Raw genomic sequence first — 11,287 nt, forward strand, 5'->3', positions numbered from 1 at the left:
GCTTTCCGGTTCAACCATCCGGGGGTTCCGTCTCATTCCCCGGACGCCGGGCCGACCTCCAGCCAGAGCGTGCGGTGGGAGCCCGCGGGGGTGCCGGCCGGGTCGGGGCGCCATCCGTGGGCGGCGTAGAAGGCCTGGGCGCGCAGGTTGTGCTCGTAGACCTCCAGGCGGACCCGCTCGACCCCGGCCCGCCGCCATGCTTCGAGGCAGGCCGCGTGCAGGGCGGCTCCGGTGCCCCGGCGCCAGTGGCCGGGGTCCACGTGGAGCTGGGTGAGGGTGGTCACGCCGTCGGCCGTGAGGAAGGCCGCCACTCCGGTGACCTCGCCGTCCCGCTCGGCGCACAGCACCCGGCCCTGTGCCGCCGGCCGGGCCACCGCCCGTGACCAGCCCTCGCGGGCGCGCGCCGACTCGGTCTCACCGTCGTAGGCCTCCTCGGGGACCCGGCCCTGGTAGTAGGTGGCCCTGGCCCTGGTGTGCAGGGCGGCGATGGCGTCGAGGTCGCTGGGGAGCGCGGTCCGGATCATGGGAAAGGGAACGCGCCGGGAACCGTGTCGGTTCCCGGCGCGTCGGCCCCGTGCGCTCGGCGGCTACTTCTTCAGCCACGCCGCCATCATCTTCTGGGCGATCGGCGCGGCCAGCTTGCCGCCGCCGATCTCGGAGCGGTCGGTGTCCGAGTTCTCGATCATCACGGCGACCGCGATCTGCTTGTCGCCCGCCTTGGCGTACGAGGTGAACCAGGCCAGCGGCGGGATGTTGTTGTTGACGCCGCGCTGGGCGGTACCCGTCTTGCCGCCGACCTCGGCGCCCGCGACCTGCGCGGGCTTGCCGCCGCCCTCGGTCGCGACCGTGCGCATGGCGTCCTGGAGCATCGAGGCCGTCTTCGGGCTCATCACCTGCTCCGTCTTCGGGTCCTTGAAGTCCTCCAGCACGTTGCCGTCGGCGTCGGTCACGTCGGAGACCATGTGCGGGGCGACGAGCTTGCCGCCGTTCTCGATCGCGGCGGTCACCATGGCCATCTGGAGCGGGGTGGCCTGCACGTCGAACTGGCCGATACCCGTCTGCGCGACCTGGTCGACCGACAGCTTCTTCGTGGGGTACTTGCTCGGCGGGTTGGTGCGGACGGGGGTGTCGATCTGCGTGTTGAAGCCGAGCTTCTCCGCCATCGCCCGCATCTTGTCCTGGCCCAGCTTGGAGGCGAGGTCCGCGAAGACGTTGTTGCAGGACAGCTTCAGGGCGGTGCGGGCCGAGACGTTGTTGCAGGCCTCGTCGCCCGCCTCGCTGGGCAGCTTGGTGCGGGTGCCGGGGATCATGTACGCGCCCTGCACGCCCGTCGGCGTGTCGATGCTCGTCACCAGGCCGTTCTCGATGGCCGCGGCGAGGGTGACCAGCTTGAAGGTGGAGCCGGGCGCCTGCGGCTTGCGCAGCGCCACGTTCTCCATGGCCTTGCCCTTGTCGGCGGACAGCTCGTCCCAGGCGGCCGAGTCGTTGGCGCCGGTGATCCGGCCCGGGTCGTAGGACGGGTTGTTGACCACGGCGAGGATCCGGCCCGTCGCCGGGTCGATGGCCACGGCCGCGCCCTGCTTGCCGTTCAGGGCGTCGTAGGCGGTCTTCTGCACACCCTTGTCGATGGTGGTGAGGACGTTGCCAGGATCGGCCCGCTTGTTGGTGAGCATGTCCATCACCGTCTTCAGCCGGGTGTCCGAGCCGTTGAGGACGTTCTTGTAGACGCCCTCCAGCATGGTCGTGCCGTAGGCCTGGGAGCTGTAGCCGGTGATCGGGGCGTAGAGCGGGCCGTCCACGTAGGTCCGCTTGTAGCCGAAGTCCTTGCCGCCCGTCTTCGTGGAGCCGGTGATCGACTCACCGCCCACGATGATGTTCCCCAACGGGTTTTCGTACTGCCCGATGAGGTTGCGCCGGTTGTTCTTGTCGTCTGCGAGGGCCTGGCCTTGGTACGCCTGCACCCAGGTGACCCGCACCATGAGGGCCAGCACCAGAAGCAGACAGAAGACCGACGCACGCCTGATCGTCTTGTTCATCCCCCAGAAGGACGTTCCAGCGGCCGCGACCGTTCCGCTCTGCCCCGATTGTGGCCGGGTTCTCAGGCTTTCTTCATGATGAAGCCCCCCTCGTAGGCGGCTATGACGGCCTGGGTGCGGTCGCGGGAGCCGGTTTTGGCGAGGACCGCGGCCACATGGGTCTTGACCGTCTGCGGGCCGACGCCGAGGTGCTCGCTGATCTCCTGGTTGGACAGGCCGGTGGCCATCAGGCGCAGTACGTCGGCCTCCCGGTCGGTGAGCCGGGCCGCCCACGCGGGCGCCGCGGGCGGGGCGCCGGCCGTATGGGCTGCGGCCAGGGCGCGGACCGCCGCCGGGAAGAGCAGCGAGTCCCCGCGGGCGACGAGGCGGACCGCGCCGATCAGCTCGTCGGGGTCGGCCCGCTTCAGGAGGAACCCGGAGGCGCCGGCGCGGAGCGCGTCGTAAATGTAGGAGTCGTTCTCGAAGGTGGTGACGACCACGATCCGGGGCGGGTCGGGCATGGAGCGCAGGATCTGTCCGGTGGCCCGGATCCCGTCGATCTCCGGCATGCGGACGTCCATCAGCACCACGTCGGGGGCCAGCGAGCGGACCAGGGGGACGGCCTCGGCGCCCGTGGAGGCCTCGCCGACGACCTCCATGTCGGGTTCCGCGTCGAGGATGACCCGCAGGGCGGTACGGACCATCCGCTCGTCGTCGGCGACGACGATCCGCAGCGGCGGCCGGGTCATCGCCCGGCTCCGGCAGCCGCGCCGGCGGTGCCGGCGCCGAGCGGCAGGACCGCGCGCAGCCGCCACCGGCCCTCGTGCGGGCCGGCCTCGACGCGGCCGCCGAGCAGGGCGGCCCGCTCGGCGGCGCCGCGCAGTCCGCGGCCTCCGGTGGTGCGCCGCCGCTCGCCCTCGGGGGCCGGCGGGGCCTGGGCCGGCGGGTTGGTCATGGTGATCTCCAGTTCTCGGTGGCCGTCGGGTGTGTGGACGCGGATCAGCAGTGCGATGGGGCCGAGGCCGTGGCGCAGGGCGTTGCTCAGGCCTTCCTGGACGATCCGGTAGGCCTCGCGGGAGGTGATGGCCGGGAGCTGCTCCCAGTCCCCGGCCGGGCCGGGGTCCTGCTGGACGGTGACGGTGGTGCCGCCCGCGCGGGTGCGGGCGAGCAGCCCGTCGAGGTCGGCGGCGAGGGTCGGGGCGGGCGCGGCGTCGGCCCGGGCGGGGTCCCCGTCGCGCAGCAGGCCGAGCACCGTGTCGAGCTCGCCGACCGTGCGCCGGGTGGTCTCCTCGATCGCGGCGAGCGCCTCCCGTACGAACTCCGGGTCGCGGTCGAGCACCCGCCGGGCCGCGCCGGCCTGGAGGGTGACGGCGCTCAGGGCGTGCCCCACGGCGTCGTGGAGCTCCCGGGCCAGCCGGTTGCGGACGGCGAGGTCGGCGGCCCGTTCCTCGGCGGCGGCCAGCCGGTCGGCCGCGGTCGGCCCGAGGAGCACGGGTGCGAGCCGGGCCAGCAGCGCCCCCGCCGCGGCGGCGGTCAGGACGACCAGGGCCAGCAGGCCCGCCCCGAGGAGGGGTGCGACGTACGGGTCGGCCCCGCTGCTGAACCAGCCGGACCCCAGGGGCGCCCGGCGCAGGGTGGCGGAGAACGGCACCAGGAGCAGCACCAGCGCCATGGGCGTCGCCGCGAGGGTCATCCCGCTGATCACCGCCCCGACCCCCAGGTGCAGGGTCCACCAGGCGGAGGCCCGCCACCGGGAGCCCCACGAGCGGGCGGGCCCCTCGGCCAGCAGTTCCCCCGGCACCCCGCACATGGCCCGCACCGCCGTCACCGACAGCGGCCGGACCAGCCCGAACAGCCCGGTGACGGCGACCAGCGGCAGCGCGGCGGCATAGGAGGCGAGGGTCAGCGGCAGGGAGGAGAAGACGTTGCCCTTCCCGGCCGCGACACCGACCCACACCTGGCTGAGCAGGAAGTACGGCATCAGCAGGGCGCCGCCGAGTATCAGGTGCACCCAGCGCAGCCGGGCCCGTGCCCGCAGTGCCGCCCGGGGCCACCGGCGCACCGCCCCCGTCCCCGTCCCGTTCATCCCGCTCCCCCGTCCCCGCCGTTCCCCCTCGTCAGCGCGCCCGGTGGGCGTACAGGTGACGGGTGAGGACCACCGCCGCGAGCAGCCCGGTGATCATCTGGCCAGCGTAGGTCAGGCAGGCGGCCGTGGTGGTCCCTTCGTCCGTCCCGAAGTCGACGCCCAGGGCGGCGACCGTCATCCACGCCCCCCAGGTCAGCGTCGCCGCCGAGCCGATCCAGGTGAGGGCCAGCGGCCACCGCGCCGTGCCGGCGGCTCCCCGGGCCAGCAGCACCGCCCCCGCCCCGGCGGCCAGGGCGCATATCGCGTGGGCTCCCGACACCACCGCCGTCTCCGCCGAGTACGCCGCCACCAGCCGGGCGGGCAGTCCGGCACTCCCGCCGAACGCCCAGTACAGGTGCGCCGCGCCCACCACGGTGCCCGCCAGCGCGGCGGCTCCCGCCACCACCCCCGTGGGAGACGGGAGCCTCCGCGCCGGCGCGTCCTGCCCGCGACCGCCCCAGCGCTCCCGCGCATAGGGAACGAACAGCCCGGCCAGGGCGATCCCCTGGAGAATGAAGCCGCCGTAGACGACGCCGAACACCCAGGGGTCGAGGAAGGGCTCCCGGGCCGCCTTCACGGCCTCCCCGGCACCCATCCCCAGGGCCTTGACGAGGAGTTGGGCCGGGTAGCCCAGGACTATCGGGGTGAGCAGCCCGGTGGCGACGAAGACCGGGACTGCCATCACCCATCCCGGAACCCGTCTGCCCCAGGGCAGGGTGAGCGCCAGTACGAGCAGGATCACGGTGGCGTCCATGGCGAGCGTCACCGCGTTGGCCACGATGAGGGGCAGGCCGCCCTTCAGCAGCACGCTGCCCGCCGGTATCCCGACGTGGCTCCCGGCCAGCCAGGCCGTCTTGATGGTCAGGTACGGCAGGGTGGCGCCCAGTGCGACGCCCCGCAGGACCCGCCGGCCCGTACCCAGCCGCGCGGCCGGGCGCGGCACCGTACCGCTGGTGCCGGGTGCGCCTGCCCCCTGCGCCGTGCTCGTCGTGCTCGTAGCGCTCGTAGCGCTCGTCGTGCTCGTGGGCTTCATGGGGTTCGTCGGGGCGGTCGCGTGGACGGCTCGTGTGTTCATGTCCTCACGGTCCCGCGCACGGATCCCCGCCGCCTCCCCCACGAAGGTGAACCGCCTCCCCCGCACGGGGGAGGCGGCTCCCGACGCGGTCGTCACATGCGCCGGGTCACGACCGACAGCCGGTCCCGCGCCTCGAACAGCGCCGCCTTGATGGCCCGTTCGTGTTCCTCCGTCAGCCGCGCCACCGGTACCGAGCAGCTCACCGCGTCGCGGGCCGGCGTCCGGTACGGGACCGCCACGCCGAAGCAGCGCAGGCCGAGCGTGTTCTCCTCCCGGTCCACCGCGTACCCCTGCTCCCGCACCAGCGCCAGCTCCTCCACCAGCTGCTCCCGGTCGGTGATGGTGTGCTCCGTGACCGCCTCAAGCCGCTTCGGCAGCAGCGCGCGCACCTCCTCGTCGGTGTGGGAGGCCAGCAGCGCCTTGCCGAGGGCGGTGGAGTGGACGGGGAGCCGGCGTCCCACCCGGGTGAAGGGCCGCAGGTAGTGCCGGGACTGCCGGGTGGCGAGGTAGACCACGCTCGTCCCGTCCAGCCGCGCCAGGTGGATGGTCTCGGTGGTGTCGTCGGAGAGCCGGTCCAGGGTGGGCCGGGCCGCCGCCACCACCTCGTCGCCGTCGATGTACGAGCTCCCGACCAGCAGGGCCCGTACGCCGATGCCGTACCGCGTACCGGTGGCGTCGGTCTCCACCCAGCCCAGGTTCACCAGCGTGCGCAGCAGCATGTAGAGGCTGGACTTGGGCAGGGAGAGGTCGTTCTGGATGTCGGCGAGGCTGTGCAGGCCCGGCCGTGCCGCGAAGTGCTCCAGCAGCAGGACGGTGCGCACCGCCGACTTCACGGGCGCCGCCGTCGCGGGCACCCCCGGATCGGCCGGGCCGGCCGTCTCGGCTGTCGTCATACGCCTCTTCCCCTCTGGTCGGCTCTGATCGCCTCTTGTCACCCGGTGGACGCGGAAATAGAGTCCGCAGCAGAAGTGATCATTCATCCACCGGAACGGCGTTCAGAATACTGAACGGTCCAGGAGGTAGCGGGCCATGGCAGGGACACCAGTCTGGAGTGTGGACCCCCGCACCGGGAAGCAGCGCGGACGGGTTGCGGCGGAAGCCACACCCGAGGACGTGGACCGCGCCGTACGCACGGCCAACGCCGCCCGCGGGGCCCTGGCGGACGCGTCCCTCCGGGTGCGCTTCCTGCGCACCGCCGCCGAGCTCCTCAACGGGGCCGCGGCGGCCGTGGTGGAGGCCGCCGACGCGGAGACCGCGCTGGGCGCCGTACGCCTCACCGGCGAGCTGGCCCGCACCACGGGCCAGCTGCGCGCCTTCGCCGATGTGGTCGAGGAGGGCTCCCACCTCGACGTCCGGATCGACCGGGCCGACCCCTCCCTCAGCCCGCCGCGCCCCGAACTGCGCCGCTACAAGGTGCCGCTGGGGGTGGTCGCCGTCTACGCCGCCTCCAACTTCCCGCTGGCCTTCTCCGTGCCCGGCGGCGACACCGCGAGCGCGCTGGCCGCGGGCTGCCCCGTGGTGGTCAAGGCCCACCCCGCCCACCCGGCCACCTCCGAGCTGTGCGGCTCGCTGCTGCGCCGGGCCGCGGTGGCGTGCGGGCTGCCGGCGGAACTGGTCACCGTCCTCCACGGCTTCGACGCCGGAGTGGAACTGGTCCGCCACCCCCTGGTGTCCGCCGCCGGGTTCACCGGTTCCATCCGGGGCGGCCGGGCGCTGTTCGACGCGGCCGCCGCCCGGCCGGTGCCGATCCCCTTCCACGGCGAGCTCGGCTCCCTCAACCCCGTCGTGGTCACCCCGGCGGCCGCCGCCGAGCGCGCCGAGGAGATCGGCACCGGGCTCGCGGGCTCGGTCACCCTCGGCGTCGGCCAGTTCTGCGTCAAGCCCGGCCTGGTCCTGGTCCCCGAGGGCCCCGACGGCGACCGGCTCGCCGGCGCACTCGCCAAGTCCCTCGGCGAGACCGGCCCCGGGGTCCTGCTCGACCACCGGATGCGGGAGAACTTCCTGACCGGCGTCCGGGAACGGGCCGCCCTCCCGGGCGTCACCGCCCCCGTCACCCCGGGTCCGGGCGGCGAGCACACCGTCGGCGCCGGTTTCCTGAGCGTGCCGGCGGCCGACCTGCTGGAGGGCGGTGCCCACGAGGTGCTCCTGGAGGAGTGCTTCGGCCCGGTCACCGTCGTCGTCCGGTACGCCGGCCAGGGCGAGGCCGCCGCGGTCCTGGACCGGCTCGGCGGGAACCTGAGCGCCACCCTCCAGCTCTCGCGGGCGGAGACCGAGGGCGCGCCCGGGCCGGCCGCCGCGCTGATCGCGCAGGTCACGGAGGTGGCGGGGCGGATCGTGGTGAACGGCTGGCCGACCGGCGTCGCCGTGGCCCCGGCCCAGCACCACGGCGGCCCCTACCCGGCGGCGACCTCGCACTCCACCTCCGTCGGCGGCACCGCGATCGAGCGGTGGCTGCGCCCGGTGGCCTACCAGTCGGTGCCGGACGCGCTGCTCCCGCCCGAGCTGCGCGAGGCCAACCCGCTGGGCCTGCCGCGCCGCGTGACCGGCCCCGCGTAATTGCCTTGCCGCCCCGCCCCCGGCGGGGCAGGCTGCGCTCCATGCCGAGACCGCAGGGGTTCACGTACGAGGTGCACAGCGACCGCACCGTCCGCATCACGCACCGGGGCCGCGCCGCGGGCACCCTGCGGGGTGCCCGGGCGGACAAGTTCCTGACCGAGGTCGAGTCCGGTGACGCGCAGCTGGTGATGGCCAGGTGGACCGGTGCCTACAAGTTCGGCAACGAGCGCACCGCCCGCGACCACCCCCGCAACCGGCGCTGAAAAATCCCGCCGAGGGTAAGGGAACGGCAAAGCGGCTCCGGTCGTTCTCCGGGCATGACCGCTATGACCCCTGGTTCCAACCTGCCGCTCGACACCGTCCGTGTGACGGTGGACGTGGCCGCCCCGGTGCGTCTCGACGTGTCGGGGCTCCTGCTCGCGGCGGACGGCAAGGTGCGCTCCGACGCCGACTTCATCTTCTACAACCAGCCCTCCGGGCCCGGTGTCAGCCACCGGTCCGGCGGCGGTTCGGCGCCGGACTCCATCACCGTGGACACGGGCGCCCTGCCGCCCGGCATCGAGCGGATCGTGGTCACCGCCAGTCCCGACGCGGCCGGGCAGACGTTCCAGGGCATCGAGCCGACCGCCACCGTGCGGGACGCGGCCGGCGGTGCGGTGATCGCCACCTTCACGCCGCCGCGGCTCGGCCCGGAGACCGCCCTCGTGGTCGTGGAGATCTACCAGCGCGGCGGCGCCTGGAAGGTGCGCGCGGTGGGCCAGGGGTACGCGAACGGCCTCGCGGGCATCGCCACCGACTTCGGGGTCTCGGTGGACGAGGAACCGGCCCCGCCGACGGCCGCTCCGGTCGCCGCCGCCCCCGTCACCCCGGTCGCCCAGGCCGCTCCGGTCACCGCCGCTCCGGTCGCCCCGCCGACGCCCGCCGCGCCGCCCGCCCCGCCCGCTCCCGTCGGCGGCGGGAAGATCAACCTCGACAAGGGCCGGGTCAGCCTCCAGAAGAACCAGACCGTGTCCCTCGTCAAGGGCGGCCGCCCGCTGCTCTCCCAGGTCAAGATGGGTCTGGGCTGGGAGCCGGCCTACGGCGGCCGCGACATCGACCTCGACGCGTCCGTCATCGCCTACGGCCCGCAGCGCAACTTCATCGACAGCTGCTACTTCGGCAAGCTGTCGATCCTGGGCGGCGCGATCAAGCACTCGGGTGACAACCTCACGGGTGACGGCGCCGGGGACGACGAGGTGATCGTCGTGGACCTGGGCCGGCTGCCCGCCGAGGCCACCGGGCTGGTCTTCACGGTGAACTCCTTCTCCGGCCAGAAGTTCACCGAGGTCGCCAAGGCCTACTGCCGGCTGATCGACGCGGCGAGCGGGGAGGAGCTGGTCCGCTTCGACCTGACCGGCGCCGAGCCGCAGACCGGGGTCATGATGGCCAAGCTCATCAAGCAGTTCTCCGGCGAATGGGAGATGACGGCCATGGGCGAGTTTGTGAAGTCCCGCACAGTGCGCGGCATGGTCAAGCCCGCCTCGGAAGCACTCTGAGCAGGTGGGCGGGCATATGCCGACACCGCGGAGCTCGCGGGCGGCCGTCCGGGTGATGGATGCCACGCGTAATCCGGAGGTGGCTGTCAGTGCTCGCCCGTAGCCTTGGAGCCATGCAGAACACACTCCAGCCCGCGGGTCCCGCGCGCCCGTCCGCCGCCGAGGCGAACGAGGCGATACGGCACCTCGTCGAGACCTGGGACGGGGAGTGGCCCTCGGAGGCGTACGAGTTCCTGCTCGAGGAGTGGGCAGCGGCCTCCCGTGCCGAGGAAATGGCCGCCGTCCAGTAGCCGGTGTCCCGGGGCACAGGGGTGCCCCGGGACCGCCGGCCGGCGCCCGCGTCAGCGCGGGGAGCGCCGCCAGGGGCCGGTGATGGCCAGCATGATGCCCGGGTCCTGGATGTTGGCGTACAGGGTGCGCCCGTCCGGGGAGAAGCAGACCCCGGTGAATTCCGAGTACTCCGGCTTCTCGGCCGTGCCGATGTTCAGCTCGTTGCGCGCCAGCGGGTAGACGCGGCCCGACTCCGTGGCCCCGAGCAGGTGCTGGACGCCCTCGCCGTCCTCGGCGATGACCAGGCCGCCGTACGGCGACACCGTGATGTTGTCGGGGCCGTCGTAGCCGCCGTCGGCTCCCGGGTCCCGGTTGACGCCGATCAGGACGACGAGCCGGACCGTGCGCCGCTTGGGGTCGTAGAACCACACCTGGCCGTCGTGCGCGGCGCCCGGGCTCTCCTCGCGCGCGTAGGAGGAGACGAAGTAGGCGCCCCCGTCGGCCCACCACATGCCCTCCAGCTTGCGGGCCCTGGTCACGGCACCGGCCGCGAACTGCTTGCGCACCGGCATGCTGCGCGCGTCTCGGTCGGTCACCTCCACCCAGTCGACCCCGTACACGGTGCCGGTCTTCGCGGCGCGCGAGAGGTCGTCCACGAACCGGCCCTGGCTGTCGAAGCACTTGGCGGCCGCGAGCACCCCGGCGTCGGCGGCGAGGGTACGCAGCCTGCCGCGCCCGTGCCGGAAGCCGTGCGGCGGGGTCCAGCGGTAGAGCAGCCCGTTGGGGCCCGAGGCGTCCTCGGTCAGGTAGGCGTGGCCCTGGCGCGGGTCGATGACCACCGCCTCGTGGGCGTACCGCCCGAACGCCTTGACCGGGCGCGGGTCGCGGTTGGCCCGGCGGTCGTGCGGGTCGACCTCGAAGACGTAGCCGTGGTCCTTGGTCATGCCGTTCTTGCCGGCCAGGTCCTCGGTCTCCTCGCAGGTCAGCCACGTGCCCCAGGGGGTGGCCCCGCCCGCGCAGTTGGTCGACGTGCCGGCGATGCCCACCCATTCGGCGACCTCGCCGCCGCGCCGGACCTCCACGACGGTGCAGCCGCCGGACGCGGCCGGGTCGTAGACGAGGCCCTCGGCGAGCGGTACGGGGTGCGCCCAGCCGCTGCGGGGGCCCTTCAGCTCGTGGTTGTTCACGAGGAGGGTGACTCCGTGGTGCCCCTCGAAGGCGGCGGTCCCGTCGTGGTTGGAGGGGGTGCTCTCACCGGAGTCGAGGGTGGTGACGCCGCTGCGGGTGATCACGCGGTACGTGAACCCGGCCGGCAGGGCCAGCAGCCCGGCGGGGTCGGCGAGGAGCGGCCCGTAGCCGGGGGCGTGCGGGCGGCCGTGGGCGTCGAGCGCGTCGGGCCGGGGGTCGTCCACTGCGAGTGCCCCGGGGGCGGTGGCGAGGGCGCCGACCGTCCCGGTCAGTGCGACGCCCGCGCCGGCGATGACGGTGCGGGCGGTGAAGTCTCTGCGGCTGAGGGGCATCGGGTCTCCAGGGGTGGGGAGGTGGTGCGCCTGACGTACGGTCGCAGGCGCACACGCTCCCGCCCGTACGTGAACGGCGGCTGAACTACCCGCGAATGCGGGCCGAGCCCTTGCCGCTCGCCGGAATGGCGGAATCGATTCGGATGCCGTCCCGGAATCGGCCTGTTGTGCACCCTCGCCGAAGCCTCCCC

At 73.7% G+C, this 11,287-nt stretch carries 11 protein-coding genes; 4 read left to right on the forward strand and 7 right to left on the reverse strand.

What is annotated here, in order from left to right; all coding sequences use genetic code 11:
• Window positions 1–32: 32 nt before the first annotated feature.
• The 6 genes from ACZ597_RS11860 to ACZ597_RS11885 all read right to left on the reverse strand — a co-directional run bounded on the left by ACZ597_RS11860 (window position 33) and on the right by ACZ597_RS11885 (window position 6,108).
• A complete protein-coding gene (locus ACZ597_RS11860; protein WP_471328111.1) occupies window positions 33–524 on the reverse strand; it encodes a GNAT family N-acetyltransferase in 492 nt (163 codons plus the stop codon).
• Between the two features lie 63 nt (window positions 525–587).
• Window positions 588–2,036, reverse strand: coding sequence for a peptidoglycan D,D-transpeptidase FtsI family protein (locus tag ACZ597_RS11865; protein ID WP_471328113.1), 1,449 nt, complete (start codon window positions 2,034–2,036; stop codon window positions 588–590).
• Window positions 2,037–2,098: 62 nt separating this feature from the next.
• Complete coding sequence (locus tag ACZ597_RS11870) at window positions 2,099–2,764, reverse strand: response regulator transcription factor (protein ID WP_471328115.1); 666 nt, start codon at window positions 2,762–2,764, stop codon at window positions 2,099–2,101.
• Window positions 2,761–4,101 (reverse strand): sensor histidine kinase, encoded by a 1,341-nt coding sequence (locus tag ACZ597_RS11875; RefSeq protein WP_471328117.1) that lies wholly within the window; start codon window positions 4,099–4,101, stop codon window positions 2,761–2,763. The genes ACZ597_RS11870 and ACZ597_RS11875 overlap by 4 nt, the downstream gene beginning before the upstream one ends.
• 31 nt (window positions 4,102–4,132) lie before the next feature.
• Complete coding sequence (locus ACZ597_RS11880) at window positions 4,133–5,215, reverse strand: hypothetical protein (protein ID WP_471328118.1); 1,083 nt, start codon at window positions 5,213–5,215, stop codon at window positions 4,133–4,135.
• A gap of 92 nt (window positions 5,216–5,307) precedes the next feature.
• Complete coding sequence (locus ACZ597_RS11885) at window positions 5,308–6,108, reverse strand: IclR family transcriptional regulator (RefSeq protein WP_471328120.1); 801 nt, start codon at window positions 6,106–6,108, stop codon at window positions 5,308–5,310.
• Window positions 6,109–6,244: 136 nt separating this feature from the next.
• On the opposite strand from ACZ597_RS11885, the gene ACZ597_RS11890 reads away from it, so the two are divergent.
• From ACZ597_RS11890 to ACZ597_RS11905, 4 genes are all read left to right on the forward strand, one after another.
• Complete coding sequence (locus ACZ597_RS11890; RefSeq protein ID WP_471328122.1) at window positions 6,245–7,771, forward strand: aldehyde dehydrogenase (NADP(+)); 1,527 nt, start codon at window positions 6,245–6,247, stop codon at window positions 7,769–7,771.
• A 41-nt stretch (window positions 7,772–7,812) separates the two neighbouring features.
• Window positions 7,813–8,034 carry a hypothetical protein gene (locus ACZ597_RS11895; protein WP_471328124.1) on the forward strand — a complete coding sequence of 74 codons (222 nt, stop codon included), beginning with the start codon at window positions 7,813–7,815 and terminating at the stop codon, window positions 8,032–8,034.
• A 54-nt stretch (window positions 8,035–8,088) separates the two neighbouring features.
• A complete protein-coding gene (locus ACZ597_RS11900) occupies window positions 8,089–9,306 on the forward strand; it encodes a TerD family protein (protein ID WP_471328126.1) in 1,218 nt (405 codons plus the stop codon).
• A gap of 113 nt (window positions 9,307–9,419) precedes the next feature.
• Window positions 9,420–9,596 carry a hypothetical protein gene (locus tag ACZ597_RS11905; protein WP_470965302.1) on the forward strand — a complete coding sequence of 59 codons (177 nt, stop codon included), beginning with the start codon at window positions 9,420–9,422 and terminating at the stop codon, window positions 9,594–9,596.
• Between the two features lie 51 nt (window positions 9,597–9,647).
• On the opposite strand, the gene ACZ597_RS11910 is transcribed toward ACZ597_RS11905, so the two are convergent.
• Entirely contained in the window at window positions 9,648–11,096 is a 1,449-nt protein-coding gene (locus ACZ597_RS11910) for an alkaline phosphatase PhoX (protein ID WP_471328128.1), read from the reverse strand.
• Window positions 11,097–11,287 lie beyond the last annotated feature (191 nt).

The organism is Streptomyces sp. NPDC040718 (assembly GCF_055593565.1).